Raw genomic sequence first — 19,764 nt, 5'->3', positions numbered from 1 at the left:
CGCTCGACAACACCGCCGGGGCCACCCGCCCGGGCTCACTCGTTGGAGACCGCCGGTGATTCCTCCGGAGTCCAGGCCGGCGGCTGGCCCGGTCGACCCGGGAACAGGAAATCGACGAATGCCGCGGCCGTTGGCTGCGGTTCGTGGTTGGCCAGCCCCGGACGCTCGTTGGCCTCGATGAAGTAATAGTCCTCGCCGGCGACGTCCGGCACCAGCAGGTCGATGCCGGTCACCGGGATGCCGATCGCCTCGGCCGCGGCTATCGCGACGCGGCACAATTCCGGGTTCACCTGTGCCGTCACATCGTGGATCGTCCCGCCCTGGTGCAGGTTCGCCGTGTGCCGGACCCGCAGTCGGGTGCCTTCAGGCAGCACATCGTCGAGCGACCAGCCGTATTCGGCGACGGTGGCCTCGGTCACGTCGTCGAGCGGGATGCGCGACTCCCCGCCGGTGGACGCCGAGCGACGCCGACTCTCGGCCCCGATCAGGTCCCGGATGGTGTGATCGCCGGTGCCGATCACTTCGGGCGGCATACGCAGCGCCGCCGCCACGACCCGGCCGTCGATCACGACCAGCCGAAGGTCATTGCCCTCCACCCGCCGCTCGATCAACACCTCTGGGCACTGCTCGCGGGCGCGCGCCAGCGCGGCGGCGAGCTCGCCCGGTCCGTGTTCGGCGGTGATGCCGACGGTGATGCCTTTGCCCTGCTCGCCGCGGGTGGGTTTGACGACGACTTCGCCCACCTCGGTCAGGAACGCGTAGTCGGCGTCGTCGAAGGTCGCCAGGCGTGCGCGTGGCACCGTGATGCCGACATCGGCCACCAGGCGGCGGGTCAGCCGCTTGTCGTCGCACCGGCACATCGCGACCGCCGAGGTGAATTCGGACAGTGATTCCCTGGTGACGATGCTGCGGCCGCCGTGGGTGAGCCGGATCTCGCCGGTCTCGGCGTCGAGCACCTCGACCCAGATACCGCGGCGCATGGCCTCGTCGGCGATGATCCGGGCATACGGATTGAGATCGTCGATCGTTTCCGGGGGCGGCGTGAACAGCGGTTCGTTGATCGCGTTCTTGCGCTTGATCGCCAGCACCGGGACCCGGCGGAAACCCAGTTTCTCGTACAGCGCGGTGGCGGCGGAATTGTCGTGTGCGACAGACAGATCCATGTAGGCGCGACCCTTGGTGCGGAAGTGCTCGGCCAGCGCCCGGGTGAGTGCCCCGCCCAGCCCCGGCAGCCCGGCGGCGGGATCCACCGCCAGGCACCACAGGCTCGATCCGCGTTCGGGGTCAGCGAACAGCACTTCGTGGTCGACGCCGGTGACGGTGCCTACCACGGCACCGTCCTCGTTGCGCACGGCGAGCAGATAGGTCACCGCTTCCACTTCCAGGTGGTTCTGCCAGATCGTTTCGACCGGCGCCGAGACCATTCCGCACCGCACGTAGACGCGATTCATCGCGTCGGCGTCCCCCACGTCCTGCAGGGTGCGCACCGTGACGTAGGTGGGCGGCGTCGGTGGTTCTTCGGGTGCTGCCCGTCCCGCAAAACGCAGGCGGTAGGTGTGGCTGGGGTCGATGAACAGTTCGGCCGGTGCTTTGGCGACCACCACGTGGGACTCGCGCGCATAGATGCAGATGTCGCGCCGGCCGGGCGCTTCCCGTCGCAGAGTTTCGGCCAGGGTGTCGGCGTCGCTGAAGGTCTGACCGAAAATCAGTCGGCCCCAACCTAATTCGAGCTCCACATTATGAGCCATCACTTCGGCGAACTCGGGTGGTGACGCATTGTGCAGCGCGAGCGTGATCGCCTCGGGGTGGTTTTCCGACGGGTCGATGACCGTCATGCCGCGGTCCCCGTCACACCGTGCTTCTGTAGCCACATCTCCAGCAGGGCGATCTGCCAGAGCTCGTTGCCGCGCAGCGGGGTGAGCCTGCGGTTGGGGTCGGCCAGCAGCGCCTCGACCGCTTCGGAACGGAACAACCCGCGCTCCTTGGCGACCGGCGCGTAAAGCGCGTCGCGGACCATGTCCAGGTACGGGCCCTCCAGATGGGTCAGGGCGGGCACCGGGAAATATCCCTTGGGTCGGTCGATGACCTCGGCGGGGATCACCCGGCGGGCGGCTTGTTTGAGCACGCCTTTGCCTTCGTGGGCAATCTTGAGTTCCGGGGGGCAGGTCGCGGCGAGCTCGACCAGTTCGTGGTCCAGGAAGGGCACCCGCCCTTCCAACCCCCAGGCCATCGTCATGTTGTCCACCCGCTTGACCGGGTCGTCGACCAGCATGACGGTCGTGTCGAGCCGTAGCGCACGGTCGATTCCGGTTTCGGCGTTGGCGCGCGCGAAATGCTCGGTGACGAACCGTTCGCTGGGATCGTCGGCCGCGACATTATCCGGGGCCACCAGAGCCTGGAGACCGGCCACGTCGCGGTCGAAGAAGGCGGTCCGGTAGGCCGCGACCGACCCGGCCAGGCTGGCGGCGGACTGCGTACCCATCGGCGGATACCAGTGATAGCCGGCGAACACCTCGTCGGCGCCCTGCCCGGACTGGACGACTTTGACGTGTCGCGACACTTCCTGACTGAGCAGGTAGAACGCGACACAGTCGTGGCTGACCATCGGTTCGCTCATCGCACCGATCGCGTCGTCGAGTGCGGGCAGCATCCGGTCGGTTCCGATGCGGATCTGGTGATGATCGGTGCCGAAACGCTCGGCGATGATGTCGGAGTACCGGAACTCGTCGCCCTCGACACCGCCCACCGACTCGAACCCGATGGAGAACGTCGCGAGCCCATGCTGGCCCGCCTCGGCGAGCAGCCCCACGATCAGGCTGGAGTCGACCCCGCCGGAGAGCAGGCAGCCGACCGCGACGTCGGCGACGAGTCGTCGTTTGACCGCGGTGCGCAGCGCCGACAGCACGGCGTCCTCCCAGTCGGTCTCCGACCAGTCAGAGTGCTCGTCCTGCCGGGTGAAGTCAGGGGTCCAGTAGGTGGTAGCCGTGCGCCTGCCGTCCGGTTCGATCGCCAGCAGCGAACCCGGCGGGATCTTGCGCACCCCCCGCAGGATCGTGAGCGGCGCGGGCACCACCGAGTGAAACGTCATGTAGTGATGCAGTGCGACCTGGTCGATGCGGGTGTCCACACCGCCCCCGGCCAGCAGCGCGGGCAGCGCCGAAGCAAACCGGATGCGGTGACTGTCCTCGGTCAGGTACAGCGGTTTGATGCCGAGCCGGTCGCGGCCCAGCAGCACTCGGCCGCTGTCACGTTCGACGATCGCGAAGGCGAACATCCCGTGCAGGTGCGTGACGAAGTCGTCGCCCCAGCGGTGGTAGGCCTTGATCAGAACCTCGGTGTCGCTGTGCGAGAAGAACCGGTAACCGTGGCCCTCGAGCTCGTGGCGCAGTTCTTTGTAGTTGTAGATGCAGCCGTTCCAGGCGATGGTCAGGCCCAGCTCGGCGTCCACCATCGGCTGGGCGCCGGCTTCGGTCAGGTCGATGATCTTGAGGCGACGATGGCCCAGCGCGACTCGGCCCTGGGACCAGACGCCCGCCCCGTCCGGCCCGCGCGGTGCCATCACGTCGGCCATTCGCGCAACCGCGGCTACATCGGGCACCCGGCCGTCGAGTCGCACCTCTCCGGTGGCTCCACACACCTTTTCGACCTTAACGGGCCAATTCAACGCGCGCAGAGCGGGCACGATCCTGCGTGTCCGGCGACCGATGTACGGTTCGACCGTGCAGGTGGATGCGATGACGATTCCGCGGCCGCTGAATGACATCGGTGAGGTGGCCCGGCGCACCGCGGCGGCGGGATTCAGCGGGCTGCTGTTCACCGAAACCGGACGCACCGCCTATCTCAACGCCGCGGTCGCGGCCCAGGCCGCCCCCGGCCTGGACTTGTCGACGGGTGTCGCAGTCGCCTTCCCACGCAGCCCGTTCGTCACTGCGGCGACGGCGTGGGAACTGCAAGAGGCGACCGGCGGGAGGTTCCGGCTCGGTTTGGGCACCCAGGTGCGCACGCACGTGGTCCGCCGCTACGGCGCCGAGTTCGAACGGCCCGGCCCCCGGTTGCGGGACTACGTGCGAGCGGTGCAGGCGTGTTTCGCCGCGTTCCGGACCGGCACGCTGGACTACCACGGCGAGTTCTACGACCTCGACTTCATCACCCCGCAGTGGAGTGCGGGTCCTATCGACGCCCCCGACCCCAAGGTCGATGTGGCCGCGGTGAACCCCTGGATGCTGCGGATGGCCGGCGAGGTGGCCGACGGCGTTCATGTGCACCCGCTCGGCGAACCCGGGTATCTCGCGCGCCATCTGGTGCCGAACGTCGCCGCAGGGGCCGCGCGGGCGGGCCGCTCCTCGTCGGACGTGGCGGTGATCGTCCCGGTGATGACGATCGTCGGCGACACTGAGGAGGAGCGTCGCCGGGAGCGCGAACTCGTCCGCACCAGCATCAGCTTCTACGCCAGCACACCGAACTACGCGTTCATCCTGGACGAGGCCGGATTCGAAGGCACCACCGCGCGGTTGCGGGCCAGGCAGAAGGCCGGTGACTTCCAGGGGATGGCGTCGGAGATCACCGACGAACACATCGCGGTCTTCGCCACCGAGTCGACCTGGGACGGGTTGGCCGAGGCCCTGGTTGCGAAGTACGACGGCATCGCCACGCGGATCGTGCTGTACAACGCCCTCAGCGACACCGAACGGTTCGAACGCTACGGCGAGATCGCGCGGCAGCTGTCCGCTCGCTGAGCCTGTGTTGTGACGTCCGCAAATGCGCGGATTGCGACGCATAACGGTCGGCAAAGCGGCTATAGGGTTTACAGACAACTGCCTGTGTTCCTGAGAGGTCACGCCATGCCTGCACCATCAGCTGAGGTCTTCGACCGGCTGCGTCAGCTCGCCGCAATCAAAGACGTCGACGACCGTCCGACCAAGACGATCGACGAGGTCTTCACCGGCAAGGCGCTGACCACCATCCCGATCGGCACGGCTGACGACGTCGAGTCGGCGTTCGAGCAAGCCCGCGCGGCTCAGTCGCAGTGGGCGAAACGTCCGGTCGACGAGCGCATCGAGATCATCCGCCGCTACCGCGACCTGGTGATCGAGAACCGCGAGTTCCTGATGGACCTGCTGCAGGCTGAGGCGGGCAAGGCGCGGTGGGCGGCGCAGGAGGAGATCGTCGACCTGATGGCCAACGCCAACTACTACGTGCGGGTCGCCGCGGACCTGCTCAAGCCGCGGAAGGTGCAACCGCTGCTGCCGGCGATCGGCAAGACGACGGTCAGCTATCAGCCCAAGGGCGTGGTCGGGGTGATCTCGCCGTGGAACTACCCGATGACGCTGACCGCGTCGGACTCGGTGCCGGCGTTGCTGGCGGGTAACGCGGTGGTCCTCAAGCCGGACAGCCAAACCCCGTACTGCGCCCTGGCGTGCGCCGAGTTGCTGTACAAGGCGGGGCTGCCCCGGGCGTTGTACGCGATCGTGCCCGGCCCGGGTTCGGTGGTGGGCACCGCGATCACCGAGAACTGCGACTACCTGATGTTCACCGGCTCCTCGCAGACGGGCAGTCATCTCGCCGAGCAGGCCGGCCGTCGCCTGATCGGGTTCTCGGCCGAACTGGGTGGCAAGAACGCGATGATCGTGACCCGCGGCGCCAACCTGGACAAGGCCGCCAAGGCCGCTATCCGGGCGTGTTTCTCCAATGCTGGCCAGCTGTGCATCTCCATCGAGCGGATCTACGTCGAGAAGGACATCGCCGACGAGTTCACCCGCAAGTTCGGTGACGCCGTGCGCAAGATGAAGCTGGGCACCGACTACGACTTCTCCGTCGAAATGGGCAGCCTGATCTCCGAGGGTCAACTCAAGACCGTCTCCGACCACGTCGAGGACGCGACGAGTAAGGGCGCCACCGTGATTGCGGGCGGTAAGGCCCGCCCCGACATCGGGCCGCTGTTCTACGAGCCCACCGTGCTGACAGACGTGACACCTGAGATGGAGTGCGCGGCCAACGAGACGTTCGGGCCATTGGTCTCCATCTATCCGGTTGCCGACGTGGACGAAGCCGTGGAGAAAGCCAACGACACCGAGTACGGGCTGAACGCCAGCGTGTGGGCCGCGTCGTCGGCCGAAGGCGAACAGATCGCCACCCGGTTGCGCTCGGGGACGGTGAACGTCAATGAGGGTTACGCGTTCGCGTGGGGCAGTCTGAGCGCGCCGATGGGCGGGATGGGTATATCCGGCGTCGGCCGCCGGCACGCCGCCGAAGGCCTGCTGAAGTACACCGAATCGCAGACCGTTGCGACCGCGCGGGTGTTCAACCTCGATCCGCCGTTCGGGCTGCCGTCGCCGCTGTGGCAGAAAGCGCTGTTGCCGGTGGTGCGCCTGGTGATGAAATTGCCCGGCCGGACATAACAAGATCACCAAGATCTGTCCCATGCGTCCCATCCGACACTAAAGTGCACTGGGTGGGGACGCGCAGGTCAGGCAACGGCTGGGGTCGAGGGCTGGCCATTGTGGCCTCGCTCATCGTCGCCGCCGGCATGATCTACGCCCAGCAGACCACACCGAAGTCGCCGTGTTGCGCCGACGCGCAGCAGACCTCGGCCGCCGCCCCGACCAGCAAACCCACCGCGCCCGCCCAGGGTGCGCCACAGACCGCCAGTGCCGAAGAAGCGGCCCTGCTGGCCGGCAACGCGCCCGCCGTCGCCCAGGACTTCCAGGTCGCACTGCCGCCCAGTGTCGCCCCCGAGGGCGGCCTGCAGATCAAGACCATCTGGGCAGCGCGCGCCATCGGCGTGCTGTTCCCCGAGATCACCACCATCGGCGGGTACCGACAGGACGCGCTGCGGTGGCATCCCAGTGGGCTGGCGATCGACGTGATGATCCCCGACCACGGCAGTCCCGATGGCATCGCGCTGGGCAACCAGATCGCCGGCTTGGCGCTGGCCAACGCCAAGCGGTGGGGCATCGACCACGTGATCTGGCGGCAGAAGATCTACATGGGCATCCGCACCGGCAGCTGGACAGCCGACCTCGGCAACGAAACCGCCAACCACTACGACCACGTGCACATCGCCACCAACGGCGGCGGGTACCCGACCGGGCACGAGACCTACTTCATCGGGTCGATGACCCCGACCCCGCCGGACTGAGCCCACTGACCCCTGCCGAACCACGGCATCTTCGACGTAGGCTCCTCGATGTCAGGGTTCATATCGCGGATCAGGAGTCCCCCATGAAGGTGGATGCGAAAGAGCACGAGGAAGAAGCCCGTCGGATCAAGCAGGACGCCCGTCGGCTGCGCGAGTTCCCCGCGTTCGAGAAATTCTCGGACGACGAGTTGGAGCGCCTGGTGGGGACCGCCCACCACACGTCGCAGTCCGTGCCGTGGCCCCTGATCCGGGAGCAGACCCCGTCGGACGCGTGCTTCATCCTGCTCAGCGGCGAGGTGGGCGTGTATGTCGGCCAGGACCGGGTCGCCGTGGTGGGTCCGGGCGAGGTCATCGGCGAATCTGCGCTGCGCCGGGGAAAGCTGCGTTCTGCGACGGTGACGACGATCGGCCCCGCCGAAGTGCTGCGCATCGAGCGGGATGACCTCGACCGCCTGCTGCGCGAAATCCCGGCGCTCCGCGAAACGATGGACGCGACAGCCGCCAAACACGTACAGGTCGACCAGCCGGCGAAGCCGAAGTCGGAACGCTCCAAGGTGAGCGCCACGGTCCCGACCGATCTGGTCGAGCGCTTCGAACAGGCCGCGAAGGCCGCCGGCGTCAGTGCCTCCTCAGCGCTCGAGGATGCGCTCAGCCAGTGGGTGGAACGCAACAGCAAGTCGTAATCAGCAGCGATTTTCCGGCCTCGCTACCCTGATTGGGGAGATGAGGGGTAACAAGCGCTGGACGGGTGGCGGTGCGGCCGTGCTGGCCTTGACGGTGGCGGCGGTGTGTGCGACGGCGCCGCACCGCGGCTCTGAGCCGGCCAGCGCGAGCTTGCAGGTCAACAACGTCAAATACCTCGCGCTCGGCGACTCGGCGGCCGCGGCGCCGCTGGTCCCCGATCCCGCCGGTCCGCCCGGCTGCTTCAAATCGACCAACAACTATCCGGCGGTGTTGGCCCGGCACCTGGGCGCGACCCATTTCACCGACGTCACCTGCAGCGGGGCCACCACCGCCGACATCACCGTCCGGGCGCAGCACACCAGCGGGGGCGCCGTACCGGCGCAGATCGACGCCGTGGCCGGCGACACCGAGCTGATTACCATCACCATCGGCGGCAACGACGTCGGCCTGGCGAGCAGCGCAGCGCAGTGCCGCCGGAGTTCGCTGACCGAGCCGCCCTGTTTCGACGCCCTGGCCGGCGGCGGGTCGGATCGATTCAGTGCGGCGATCCGGCGCCAGGTTCCGTTGTGGGAAGCCATGATCGACGCGGTGCGGGCCCGAGCCCCGCGGGCGCGGATCGTTCTCGTCGGGTATGGAACCTACATCCGGCCGGGCGGTTGCTTTGCCCAGCAGCCGATCAATCCGACGGACGCCAACTATTTTCAGGCCAAAGTCGACGAAATCGACGACCAGCAGCAGTCGTTGGCCACCAGGAAGGGGATCGAGTTCTTCGACACGCGGCCGGTGTCGGTCGGCCACGACATGTGCGCCGCGCCCGACGATCGGTATTTCGAAGGGTTCGTGCTCACGCACCTGGCGGCTCCCCTGCACCCCAACGCGATGGGCGCCGTGGCGGTCGGCGACGCCCTTGCCGACCGGATCGGCCGATGACGAGCGACGGGCCACGACTGAGATCGGCGATCCTCGACTTGGCGGCGGCGCGCGGTCCGGACAGCAGCATCTGCCCGTCCGATGCCGCCCGGGCCGTCGGCGGCGAGAACTGGCGCGACTTGATGGACGATGCCCGCGAACTGGCTCGGGAGTTGGCGAAATCGGGCGTCGTGCAGATCACCCAGCGCGGTGCGGTGCTCGATCCCGGCGGAACGTGGCGCGGTCCGATCCGCATCCGGATCGTGCGCCAATAGCCCGAGCCGTTCACTCTGTGCGTGGGGCGCAGAAGTGCTCGTGGACAACGCCCTGCGCGCAGAGTCAACACCGTCTTCGCTATAGCCTGGCCGTCATGGCCATCGAATCGGCAATGCTTGCCCTCGGCACTCCCGCCCCTGGTTTCTCGCTGCCCGAGCCGGCGACGGGCGCGACGGTCAGTCTGGACGATTTGACCGGCCCGGCGTTGGTCGTCACGTTCATCTGCAATCACTGCCCGTACGTGCAGCATGTCGCGGCGGGGCTGGCGGAGTTGGGTCGCGACCTGGCTGAGCAAGGTGTCGCGATGGCCGCGATCTCCAGCAACGACGTCGTCAGCTATCCCCAGGATGGTCCCGAGCAGATGGTCGAGGAGGCCCGCCGTCACGGTTGGACGTTTCGGTACCTCTATGACGAGACCCAGGACGTTGCCCGCGCCTTCTCGGCCGCGTGCACGCCGGACACCTTCGTCTTCGACGGTGAGCGCCGCCTGGTCTATCGGGGTCAGCTCGACGACTCCCGGCCGAAGAACGGGCTGCCGGTGACGGCGGCCGATGTGCGCGCTGCGGTCGACGCGGTGCTGGCCGGGCGGGCCGTCGAGGCCCACCAGCGTCCCTCGATCGGCTGCGGCATCAAGTGGCGCTGAGCGTCACGCCTTCCAGCTGACCAGCGTGACGCCCTTGGGAAACGTCATCGGCGCCGCGGCCGGGCGAAGGCCGGAAAGCGTTGTGCCGTCGGGAAACAATCGACGTCCGGAGCCCTGCACGAACGGGTAGACGAACATGCGGTACTCGTCGACGAGATCCGCGGCGATCAACGCGTGGCACAGGGTTATGCTGCCGGTGGCGACGATATCGCCGCCGGGTGCCGCTTTGAGGGTCTGCACTTCCTGCACCGGATCGCCAGCCACAATCACCGAGTTGTCCCAGCCCGGTTCGGTGATCGTCGAGGACACCACGTACTTGGTGACGCTGTTGATGTACTCGGCCACGCCGGTGGCGTCGTCGGCCTGGTGTGGCCAATAGCTGCGGAAGTCCTCGAAGGTCTGCCGACCCAGCAACAGGGCATCGGCGGTCTCGTCCTGACGGCGCATCTCGGCGGTCAGTTCGTCGTCCAGCAGCTGCGGATCGAACCAATCCCCCAGCATCTCCACCGAGCCGTCTATGGTCACGTTCTGCGTGATGATCAATGAGCGCATACGAAGATGGACTCGGGAACACAGCGAAACTCATCGGGCAGCGCTGGCACAGGTGGCTCGGAGGTAGGAGTGGGCATGGGCAGGGACTCGGACGACAGCGGGCACGACCCGCCCAGGGACGAGCCGCCCGGCCCGGCCGATCATGGTCGTGAGGGCGGGATGGCGACGCGGGAAAATGCTCCCGAGCTGACCGAACCTTCCGACGACGAGGGTGAGTGATGCAAACAAACCGCTTTTCCACCCGCTTCGGCCCCTGGACCGACAGCGTCCGGTTGACGCATCAGCCGTACACGCGCGCGTAGATTTCCTCGATCTGCTCGGCGGTCGGGACAATCGGGTTGTTGGCCGGTGAACCCGAGGCCAGGGCTTCGTCAACCATCAATGGCGTCAACGACATCCAGGCCTCGCGGTCGATGCCGTAGGACCGTGGTGTCGGGACTTCCAGCTCGGCGCACAACTCGGCCAGCGCCGTGACCAGGGCCCGGGCCGCTTCCCCGTCGCCGGCGTCGGCAGCTGCCGCACCGTAGACCCGCGCGCACTCGGCGTACCGCGCCTCGGCGCCGCCGACCGAGAACTCGGTGACAGCCGGGAACAGCATCGCATTCGACAACCCGTGGGCCACCTGGAAGTGCGCGCCGATCGGACGGCTCATCCCGTGCACCAGCGCGACGCTGGAGTTGGAGAAGGCCATTCCGGCCTGGGTGGACGCAAGCATCATGGCTTCGCGGGCCCGGGTATCGGCACCGTCGCGGTAGACCCGCTCGAGGTTGCCGGCGATGAGCCGGATCGCGGACAGGGCCAGGCCATCGCTGATCGGATTGGCCTTGCGGCTGACGTACGCCTCCACCGCGTGAGTGAGCGCATCGATGCCGGTGTCAGCGGTCAGCCGCGGGGGCATCGACAGCGTCAGTTCGAAGTCGACGATCGCGGCCACCGGGAGAAACGACACACCCGGACACAGCATCTTCTCGTGCGTGTCGCTGTCACTGATCACCGTGAATTGCGTTGCTTCCGAACCACTTCCGGCTGTGGTCGGAATAGCTATGACGGGCAGGGCCGGTCCCGCGTAGTTGTTCGGTGCCTTGAATCTGCGCATCGGACCGTCCTGGTACGCCAGCACCGCGAGCGCCTTCGCGGAATCCATCGGACTGCCGCCACCGAAACCTATGACGCAATCGGCATGGTGTTCACGCAACGCGGCAAGACCATCCTGCAGCGAGGCGGTCGTGGGATCCGGGACGGTGCGATCGAAGAGCGCGGCCGACATTCCGGCCCGCCGCAGCGAGTCGAGCACTCGTTGCGCGGCCCCGGTGCCCGTCAGGAAGGAGTCGGTCACCAACAGCGGGCGATGCAGGTCGAGAGCGCCCAACACGTCGGCAACATCGTCGATAGCGCCGGCCCCGACGTGTAGCTGACGGGGAAAGGAGATCACATCGACTCAAATTACTCGCGGCTCAGGTCGATCGTTCCGGCGGAACCGGCAACGGCAGTTCGGGCGGTCGCTAGAGCTTTCGCAGCTGTCGCAGGATCCGCACGAAGGGGACGCTGGCGGCCATGCCGCGCTTCAAACTCGGTTGCGCAGCGCTCATGTTGACCACCACGGCATAGCGCAGTCCAGCGTCGCGTAGCTCAGCGGCCTGTTCGAGCACCTCATCGGGGGTGCCGTTGAGAATGCTGCCGGTCAGCAGTGCCTGTGGGACATTCTTGGTCGCTGCCAGTACGGCCTGCTCGTCGAGAGTCTGCGGAATGAGATCCTGCATGCCGGTGAAGTCGTCTCCGAATGGATGCCGCGACCCGTGCCGGGACCATTCGGAGGCCGGGATGTTGAGGGCAAAGGCGCGGAGGACCTGGGAGCCGAGCGCTTCGTCGACCTCATCGCGGCTGCGGCCCGTCACCACCATGACGAGGCTGGCCGGCACGATTGACATCGGGTCACGACCTGCGTCGCAGGCCGCCGCCCGGACGACATCGAGGGCAGCGGCATAGTCGTCGGGATGGACGAGCGCAGCAGGAAACCAGGCGTCGGCGTAGCGACCGGTGGCTTTGAGCATGCGCGGGCCGTGGGACGCCACCCAGATCTCAGGCCATTTACCGCGATAGGGCGGTAGGTCGAAGATCGCGTTGTGCAGGGGAAAGAATTCCGAATCGCGGCTGACGAGTTCACCGTTGGAGTTCCACAACGCCCGGATCGTGGCAAGGGCCTCGATCAACCGCCCGACCGGCTTGGACCATTCCACGCCATAGGGTTCGTTGGTTACGCGTTCGCCGGTGCCGATGCCCAGGATCGCCCTGCCCTTGGTCAGCAGATGCAGCGTGGCGGCGGCTTGTGCAGTCACCGCAGGGTTGCGCCGGCCGGCGTCGGTGACGCTGGTTCCGAGTCGCAGCCGTGCGAGTCGATTCTTGGCGGCCAGGTATCCCAGTGCCGTCCAGGGCTCGCTGACGGCGTCGGGTCGGGGCATCAACTTCGCGGTCGTCGAGCCGAGATATTTTGCCGTCATGATCGACCGGGGTGTCAGAGCGTTCAGGTGATCAGCCACCCAGAACGAATCGACACCTGCTGCGACGGCGGTGAGGTAGTTCGCGCGAGTGATGGCCAGCGGGCCGATGCTCGAGTAGGCGAGCACGTCGACGAGGCCGACCCGGAATCCTGACATGTCATTCCTCGGGTGCGAAGGTAACCATTGGCTTTTCGATCTAAAGCCGCCAGCAATGCGCCGGGTAGCGTAGCGGACTACCTACAGTGGTCGAGCCCAACTCGCGCCGAGTTCTGATCGGGATGCTCGTCAGTCAGCGCCGATACCGATGGGCCAGCGTCTCGGCCTGACGGTGTGCCAGTGCCATCGCGGTGAGCATGGGATTGGCCATCGGGCTCGACGGGAACAGCCCGGTGTCGCACACGTACACGTCGTCGAGGCCGTGCACGGCTCCCCACGAGTCCGTCACGTGCCGACTCGGATCTGCCCCCATCGCCGTCGTGCCGAAGACGTGGTTGGCCACCACGCGAAAGTCGTTGGGAGACAATGCCGCAGCCCGGATCGCGGGTGCCGCCTGGGGCGCATCGTAACGGGGCGCCAAGCCACGGATTCCCGGTACCACGCTGCGGGCGCCCGCGGCGGCGAACATCTCGGCCAGCCGGGCCGCGCCCTCCTGGATGCGACGCACGTCGGCGGCCCCGACGTCGTAGCGCAGGCTGGTCATGCCACCAGGCCGGGCCCGCACCCGTCCGACCGAGTCCTGCCCACTCACCCACACCGTCCAGGTCGCCACGTTCCGGTAGCCGGCCAGCGAGCGTACGTACTCGTCACCGGTTCCCGGGTGCAGCATGCCGAGTACTGACGGGGTGGCCCAGATCGACTCCAGTTTGATGCCTTCCTCAAGAAAGCCGGTTACGTGGTAGCCCTGGGTCGCACCGGTCCACGGCGCGATCTCGTCGTCGAACTCGCCCAGCACAATCATGCCGGGGTGCATGCGAACGTTTCGCCCGACGGCCTCCTCGTGGTGGCCGCTGCGCTGCAGGATCTGCGGCGAAGCGAACGCACCCGCGGCCAGCACCGTGCATTTGGCCTTGACCCGTACCCGATGGGTCCGCCGTCCGGAGCTGGGATCGACCACCGTGCCCGTCAATCCGTACACCCGATTGCCTTGCCGCAACAGCGAATCGACGTGCACGGAGGTGTAGACGCGGCCGCCGGCGGCCAACAGCTCCGGCACCCCGCGACGATCCATCGATTGCTTTGCCCCCGAAGGGCATCCGGTGATGCACTGACCGGAGCCACGGCAGTCGTGCTCGTTTCGCCGTAGCGATTCCACTTGGTAGCCCAGCGCTTCTGCCCCGCTGCGGAACAGGTCGTTGCGCCGGCCCTGCACGTGCGACTGGACCGGTCGCACCCCCAGGAACCGTTCGACCGCCTCGTAATGACGGGCCATCTGCTCCGGTGCAGCCCCTTCGACGCCGTGCTCGCTCGCCCACTTCTCGAACACGAAGTCCGGGGCCCGCATACAGATGCCGGAGTTGATCACCGATCCGCCGCCCAGACATCGCGCTTGCAACGTGGGTATCACCACATTGCCCCGCGTGGTGCGCATGCCACCTTCCCAGAACCAGCGGGCGAACGTCTCGCCGGCCTCCGCTCCCCGATCGCGCTGGCGCATGGCCGCGCCGGCCTCCAGGACGACGACATCGAGGCCTTCGCCGGCCAGTCGGTGCGCGAGCACGGTGCCCGCGGGGCCGGAGCCGACCACACACACGTCACAGTCCAGGGCCAGTGCACGGTGGTAGTCGGAATGTTCCTGTATGCGGTTGGCCGCGTTGTGTTTTGGCACATCCAGCGCCGTCCGGCGCGCGTCGAGGCGGGCCCGGGTTTCGTTGAGCACATGGCGGGTGACACCGCCGACCATGCCGACGACCGGGCCGGATGCGGGTCGGCGGTAACCGGCGAGCACTTCTTCGAACGCGGTCAGGAACCAGGCCACGTCGGCGTCGTCCAGAGTCACCGGCGGCAGCAGCTTGATCATGTTGAGGTTGAATCCCGGTATCTGCACCAGGATTCCGCGCTTGTGCAGGTCGATGTGAACCGCGGCCGCGAACGCACCCGGATCGCCGATTCCCATCAGAGTCTGCTGCACCCGCAGCCCGAGCTGGGCCGAATTCTTGAACACCACGCCGATGATCAGGCCCTGCCCCGTGATCCGGTCGATCACGTCGTAGCGGTCGGCCAGTTCCTGCAGCCCGCTGCGGAACTTCTCCGAGAGGGCACGCGCCCGCCGGGGCGCGTCCAGGTCTTCGAGCACATCGAGAGTGGCCAGCCCGGCGGCCATGGCGAGGTTGTTCTCGGCGAAGGTCGACAGATAGATGGGCCCGGACTTGAAGGCGGCGTAGACGCGGTCGTAGATGTCCTGGGTCAGCAGCACCGCACTCACCGGCGCCTGGCCACCGGAGAGCGCCTTGCTGACAGTGAGCATGTCAGGTTTGACGCCGGCACCGTGGCAACCGAACCAGTTGCCCAATCGTCCGAGGCCGGTCTGCACCTCGTCCATCACCAGCGCGGTCCCGTGTTGCGCGCAGAGTTGCTGGGCCGCACGCAGATACTCGGCCGAGACGACTTCGCAGGTCATGCCCTGCACGGCTTCGACCACGAAGGCGGCGACGTCGCCGTAGGAAAGTTCGCGCCGGAGCGTCTCAATATCGTTGCGCGGCAACGGAGTACAGGTCGGCATCAACGGATCGGCGGTGATCTTCATCTCGTCGAAACCACACATCGAGATCGCGGCGTAGGTGCGGCCGTGAAATGCCCCCTCCAGATACAGATAACGACGACGACCGGTGGCCTGACGGGTGAAGCGCACGCAGATCTCGGTGGCCTCGGTCCCGGAGTTGGCGAACACCACCTTGGCGAACTGCGGGCCGGCCAACGAGATGAGCCGCTCGGCCAGCAGGCCGCCCAGCACCGACGCGTTGGCGACCGACAGGTTGGGCAGGTCCATGTCGAGGACGTCACGCAGTGCCGCACGGACCTGGGGATGGTTGCGTCCGATGAAGTGCACTCCCCCGCCGCTGAGCAGGTCCAGGTAGCGGGTGCCGTTCTCGGTCCACAGGTAGGCACCCTGCGCCCGGGTGAACACCGCGTCCATGCCGGCGAGTTCGAACATGTACAGCAGCTTGGGATGCACGTGGCGCTTGGCCAGGTGCGTGCTGGAGTGCAGATGCTCCTCGACGAAGTCGTGGAACGTCATGATCGATGGTCCAGCGAGTAGCCGTATTCGTCGAACACGAACTTCCAGTGCTCGCGCACCAGGTTGGCGAGTTCGTCGTCGATGTTCAGCGTGTTGGTCCGGTATCCGCGCAGACCGTCCAGGTAGCCGCCGATGGTGGCGTCGTAGCGGTCACCCTGCGGGATCTCGAGGTGGCGGTAGATGCCGTCGAGCACCTCGCGCGGGCGCGCGCACAAATCTGGATAGGCCACCTCGATGTAGTTCTGCGGCGGAATGAGGGCCCGGTCCTCGAAGAAGCGCTCGAAGAGCTTCTGCCCGACGACCGCCACCTGCGTCGGCAGGTTCTTGACGAAAGCCACTTCGGGCACCTGCAGGAAGTTCTCCCAGTCGGTCTGGTTGCGCATGTGGATCGTGGAGGCGGCGACAGTGAACGGGTTGCGGTGTATATGAACGAATTTCGCGTCCGGGAACACATCGAGCAGCATCCGGACCCGGGCCATGTGGGCGCAGCTCTTGATCACGGGGCGCCGCCCACCGGAGTGCAGCCGGATCTTGTTGACGAACCAGCGTAGCGCCGCCTTCCACTCGTCGCGCTCGTCTTCGCGGGCCTGCAGGAAATCGAAGTAGCGTTCGTAGCGGGGCAGCAGGTCGGGCAGCATGAACGCCAGGTACGGCGACAAGCCGGTCAGCTTGGCCAGCGCGATCTCGTCCTCGGCCGCCTCACCCCAGCCCTGGGCGACGTTGTCATAGCCGCGGGTGTCGGGCAGCAGGCGCGCGGTCAGCGGCGGGATGACGCTGCCGGTGGTGATGAACGCGGTGGGGAACACCACCTGGTAGACGGTGGGATAGGTGTGGTCCGGGTCGCGGCCCAGCAGGTTGTGCAGGTGGGTGGTGCCACTGCGCCAGTGCCCGAGGATGAAGATCGGTGGCGGGTCGAGGGGCGTCGAGGCGATCCGCCGGTCGTAGCGGCGGCGTTCCACCGTGCCTACTGCGGTGGCCACACCGCTCCAGCCGGTGATCCAGGCGATCCGATGCAGATAACGGAGGCTCACCCGGAATCGGGCGCCGGCCAGTACGCCGAACCACTTCGGGATCTCGATGCCGGTGATGAGCTGATCGGTGTTGAAGCGGCGCTCGAGGCGGACGACCCGCGCACCGCGAGCTAGCCGCGGTGCCCTGCCGGGCCGTCGCAGCGGGACGGCCGGTTGGATTTCGTTGTGCGGCAGCCCGATTCGTTGCTGCACTGTGGGTTCGGCCAGATAAGCGAGCGTGAAAAGCCAACGCAGGGCGGAGAACAACGCGCGTTGGACGTATCGGTCGGCGTCCTCCCATGCCTGCAGTCGGGCGATGCGTTCGTCAAGCGGCGCGGCGGAGAACAGGCCGCCGCGACTGGTGATGGCGGTGCCCACCTCGAACGCCACCAGCAGACCCCGCAGTTGGACGCGCTTGGCGAACGGGAGCCGGGCCAGCATCGTGTCGACATAGGGCACCACGCCCGCGGCGCTACCGCCCACCCCGATCGGTCCGCGTGCCGGGAAGAAGGCCTCGGCGATCGCGTCGACAACCGCACCCTCTCTGCTGGTCAGTACCTGCAAAAGCCCCCCTCTACGCTTGCGTAGGCCACTGTATCGCTGATCAGGCGGCCCGCAGGCGCGAATGCACCGTCTCCCCCTGCCGTTGAGCCGCTCACGGAGTCGAGCCGAAACCTGCCCGCCTTCGCCGGTAGACGACGGCGCGGGCACCGTGTTCCGGCGCGAAGATCACGCCGTGGTCGCGCGGCCGCTCCCCGTCCGCATCGGTGGGAACCAGCCGGAATTCCCGCAGCAAGGTGCGCAGCGTGGTGTCCATCGTCATGTTCGCGTAGGCCGCGCCGATGCAGCGCTGGAATCCGCCACCATAGGGAATCCAGCCCACCGGCTTGGGCTGCCCACAGAGGAAGCGCTCCGGGCTGAACGAGTCCGCGTCCGGGAAGCTGTCCGGGGACCCGTGGGCCAGCGGGACATTGATCATCAACGTGGTGTCCTCCGGAATCACCCACTCCCCCAGGCGGATTCGTGCTGTGGTCCGTCGCTGGGCTACGTCGGACACCGGACGTGCGCGCTGCACCTCCCAGATCGTGGCCTGCAGGAGTTCCGATCCGCCGGCATCGACTTCGGCGGTCAGCCGGTCGAGGAGTTGCGGATGCCGACGCAACCGTTCCACCGCCCAGGCCAGCGTCGCCGCCGTCGTCTCATACCCGGCTGTGAGCACGCTGAGCACTTCGTCGGCGATATGGTCATCCGACATCGGCTCCCCGGTGTCGTAGCGGGCCCGCAGCAGGATCGCCAGTACGTCATGTCGTTCGGCAAGACGTGGATCGGTGCGCGCCTGGCCCATCAACGCGTCGATGGCGGTGTTGAACTTGCCGCGACTGCGCAGCAGGCGCGCACCCGGGCTCCAGCTCCCGAAGTCCTTGCGCAGGATCGGCGGCAACAACCCGATGCGGGCCCCGAGCGCGACCGCGGGCGGCATCAACGCTGCCAGGTCGTCGAGGTCGGCCCCTTCGGCACCGACTACGACGCGCAGCAACCCGCGCAGCACGATGCGCGTCATCGCCGGCCAGGCCGCGAATTCTTGCCCGTCTGGCCAGGTCGCGGCTTCGTGCAGCAATTCTTCGGTGACGATCTGCCGGTACTTCGCGACGTGCACGGAATGAAAGGGCGGGGAGAGCAGCCGGCGCCGCAGCAGGTGTTCGTCGCCCGACAGGTTGAACATCGAACCGGGGCCGAAGACCTTGCCGAGATTCAGCCGGGAGCGGCCCAGCAGCTCCCGGCTGGTGCCGAACAGGTCCTTGATCTGATCCGGGTCGCCGACCACCACCGTGCGACCAAAGCCGGGCAGGTCGAGGGTGAACACGTTTCCGTAGCGCCGGCCGAGCGCGGCGACCATTCTGCGCCGGGCGAACAGGAACGCCAGCCCCTGGACCGGTTTCGGCGCGCGCAGAGCCGGCGGTAGACGCACCGCCTCGTCTGTTGCTGTCGCCATGGTGCCTGCCTCGGAACGGCTCGTGAGGCAAACATAACTCCGGCTCGGCTACACGTGAGCGGTCTTGCGTAAACGAATGCCCTCAGCGGCCTTGCTCACCCCTGCAGCGCTGCCACGACCTTCTTCGCTGTCTCCTTGGCTGATCCCGGGTTCTGGCCTGTCACCAGCCGCCCGTCCACTACGGCGTAGGAGGTGAACGGGATCAAACCCTTCTCGTAGCGGGCGCCGCGTTGCTTCATCTCCTGTTCGGCGTTATAGGGCACCAGCTTGTTCACCCGGGCCACCACCTCCTCCAACCAGGCGAACCCGGTGAGTTTGCGGCCGGCAACCAACAATGATCCGTCGGACAGCTTGGTGTTGAGCAGGCCGCAGTAGCCGTGACACACCGAGGACACGATGCCGCCGCGCTCATAGATTTCTCGGGTAATGCGTTGCAGCCCTTCGCTATCGGGGAAGTCGAACATCACCGCGTGACCGCCGGTGAAGTAGATCGCGTCATAGTCGGCCGAGTCGATTTCGTTGGGTGCGGCAGTGCTTTCCAGCAGCGCCATCTTCGACTCGTCGGCCCGCCACGCCTTGGCGCTCTTGTCGTAGAACGGAAATTTGAGCGCGCGCGGCTCCAGCGGCGACGGACCGCCGCTGGGACTGACGATCGTCTGCTCGTACCCGGCTTCGTCGAAGATGTCATAGGCATGGGTGAGCTCCGAGAGCCAAAGGCCGGTCGGCTCCGACGGGTCCGCGTAGTGCGAAACATTGCTGACGACATTCAGGATGCGCTTGGTCATGTCGTCGGCATTCCCGTTACCGCACGCGTTAATACCAACTG

General features: G+C 67.0%; 17 protein-coding genes. 8 read left to right on the top strand and 9 right to left on the bottom strand.

Annotated features, from left to right (window positions below):
- Positions 1 to 35 precede the first annotated feature (35 nt).
- A complete protein-coding gene (ngg, locus tag AC5Y3Z_RS06900) occupies positions 36 to 1,835 on the bottom strand; it encodes an N-acetylglutaminylglutamine synthetase (protein ID WP_463825329.1) in 1,800 nt (599 codons plus the stop codon).
- Positions 1,832 to 3,637, bottom strand: coding sequence for an N-acetylglutaminylglutamine amidotransferase (locus AC5Y3Z_RS06895; protein ID WP_463825328.1), 1,806 nt, complete (start codon positions 3,635 to 3,637; stop codon positions 1,832 to 1,834). Before AC5Y3Z_RS06895 ends, ngg begins: the two co-directional genes overlap by 4 nt.
- Before the next feature lie 82 nt (positions 3,638 to 3,719).
- Between AC5Y3Z_RS06895 and AC5Y3Z_RS06890 the strand changes: the two genes are divergently transcribed.
- The 7 genes from AC5Y3Z_RS06890 to AC5Y3Z_RS06860 all read left to right on the top strand — a co-directional run bounded on the left by AC5Y3Z_RS06890 (position 3,720) and on the right by AC5Y3Z_RS06860 (position 9,650).
- Positions 3,720 to 4,736, top strand: coding sequence for a TIGR03617 family F420-dependent LLM class oxidoreductase (locus AC5Y3Z_RS06890; protein WP_463825327.1), 1,017 nt, complete (start codon positions 3,720 to 3,722; stop codon positions 4,734 to 4,736).
- Positions 4,737 to 4,841: 105 nt separating this feature from the next.
- Positions 4,842 to 6,398 (top strand): succinic semialdehyde dehydrogenase, encoded by a 1,557-nt coding sequence (locus AC5Y3Z_RS06885; RefSeq protein WP_463825326.1) that lies wholly within the window; start codon positions 4,842 to 4,844, stop codon positions 6,396 to 6,398.
- A gap of 44 nt (positions 6,399 to 6,442) precedes the next feature.
- Entirely contained in the window at positions 6,443 to 7,138 is a 696-nt protein-coding gene (locus AC5Y3Z_RS06880) for a VldE C-terminal domain-containing protein (RefSeq protein ID WP_463825325.1), read from the top strand.
- An 83-nt stretch (positions 7,139 to 7,221) separates the two neighbouring features.
- Positions 7,222 to 7,821 (top strand): cyclic nucleotide-binding domain-containing protein, encoded by a 600-nt coding sequence (locus AC5Y3Z_RS06875; RefSeq protein ID WP_463825324.1) that lies wholly within the window; start codon positions 7,222 to 7,224, stop codon positions 7,819 to 7,821.
- A gap of 40 nt (positions 7,822 to 7,861) precedes the next feature.
- On the top strand, positions 7,862 to 8,752 hold the full coding sequence (locus AC5Y3Z_RS06870; protein ID WP_463825323.1) for an SGNH/GDSL hydrolase family protein: 891 nt from the start codon (positions 7,862 to 7,864) through the stop codon (positions 8,750 to 8,752).
- The gene (locus AC5Y3Z_RS06865) at positions 8,749 to 9,006 is read left to right on the top strand and encodes a DUF3253 domain-containing protein (protein ID WP_463825322.1); all 258 of its coding nucleotides are present in this window, start codon (positions 8,749 to 8,751) and stop codon (positions 9,004 to 9,006) included. Before AC5Y3Z_RS06870 ends, AC5Y3Z_RS06865 begins: the two co-directional genes overlap by 4 nt.
- A gap of 95 nt (positions 9,007 to 9,101) precedes the next feature.
- Positions 9,102 to 9,650, top strand: coding sequence for a thioredoxin family protein (locus AC5Y3Z_RS06860; RefSeq protein WP_463825321.1), 549 nt, complete (start codon positions 9,102 to 9,104; stop codon positions 9,648 to 9,650).
- 3 nt (positions 9,651 to 9,653) lie between these two features.
- Here the strand turns inward: AC5Y3Z_RS06860 and AC5Y3Z_RS06855 are convergent, their stop codons facing one another.
- The gene (locus AC5Y3Z_RS06855) at positions 9,654 to 10,202 is read right to left on the bottom strand and encodes a dihydrofolate reductase family protein (RefSeq protein ID WP_463825320.1); all 549 of its coding nucleotides are present in this window, start codon (positions 10,200 to 10,202) and stop codon (positions 9,654 to 9,656) included.
- 75 nt (positions 10,203 to 10,277) lie between these two features.
- On the opposite strand from AC5Y3Z_RS06855, the gene AC5Y3Z_RS06850 reads away from it, so the two are divergent.
- Entirely contained in the window at positions 10,278 to 10,421 is a 144-nt protein-coding gene (locus AC5Y3Z_RS06850; RefSeq protein WP_463825319.1) for a hypothetical protein, read from the top strand.
- A gap of 61 nt (positions 10,422 to 10,482) precedes the next feature.
- On the opposite strand, the gene AC5Y3Z_RS06845 is transcribed toward AC5Y3Z_RS06850, so the two are convergent.
- The 6 genes from AC5Y3Z_RS06845 to AC5Y3Z_RS06820 form a co-directional block, all read right to left on the bottom strand.
- Complete coding sequence (locus AC5Y3Z_RS06845; protein WP_463825318.1) at positions 10,483 to 11,634, bottom strand: iron-containing alcohol dehydrogenase; 1,152 nt, start codon at positions 11,632 to 11,634, stop codon at positions 10,483 to 10,485.
- 70 nt (positions 11,635 to 11,704) lie between these two features.
- On the bottom strand, positions 11,705 to 12,856 hold the full coding sequence (locus AC5Y3Z_RS06840; protein WP_463825317.1) for an LLM class flavin-dependent oxidoreductase: 1,152 nt from the start codon (positions 12,854 to 12,856) through the stop codon (positions 11,705 to 11,707).
- 133 nt (positions 12,857 to 12,989) lie between these two features.
- Positions 12,990 to 15,935 (bottom strand): aminotransferase class III-fold pyridoxal phosphate-dependent enzyme, encoded by a 2,946-nt coding sequence (locus tag AC5Y3Z_RS06835; RefSeq protein ID WP_463825316.1) that lies wholly within the window; start codon positions 15,933 to 15,935, stop codon positions 12,990 to 12,992.
- A complete protein-coding gene (locus AC5Y3Z_RS06830) occupies positions 15,932 to 17,509 on the bottom strand; it encodes a sulfotransferase (protein WP_463825314.1) in 1,578 nt (525 codons plus the stop codon). The genes AC5Y3Z_RS06835 and AC5Y3Z_RS06830 overlap by 4 nt, the downstream gene beginning before the upstream one ends.
- A 91-nt stretch (positions 17,510 to 17,600) precedes the next feature.
- Entirely contained in the window at positions 17,601 to 18,938 is a 1,338-nt protein-coding gene (locus AC5Y3Z_RS06825) for a cytochrome P450 (protein WP_463825313.1), read from the bottom strand.
- A gap of 95 nt (positions 18,939 to 19,033) precedes the next feature.
- On the bottom strand, positions 19,034 to 19,723 hold the full coding sequence (locus AC5Y3Z_RS06820; RefSeq protein WP_463825312.1) for a type 1 glutamine amidotransferase domain-containing protein: 690 nt from the start codon (positions 19,721 to 19,723) through the stop codon (positions 19,034 to 19,036).
- Between the last annotated feature and the right edge of the window lie 41 nt (positions 19,724 to 19,764).

Source organism: Mycobacterium sp. NGS61 (assembly GCF_059812325.1).
Note: the sequence above shows the minus strand (reverse complement) of the source record. Positions and strands in the feature narration are given on the sequence as shown.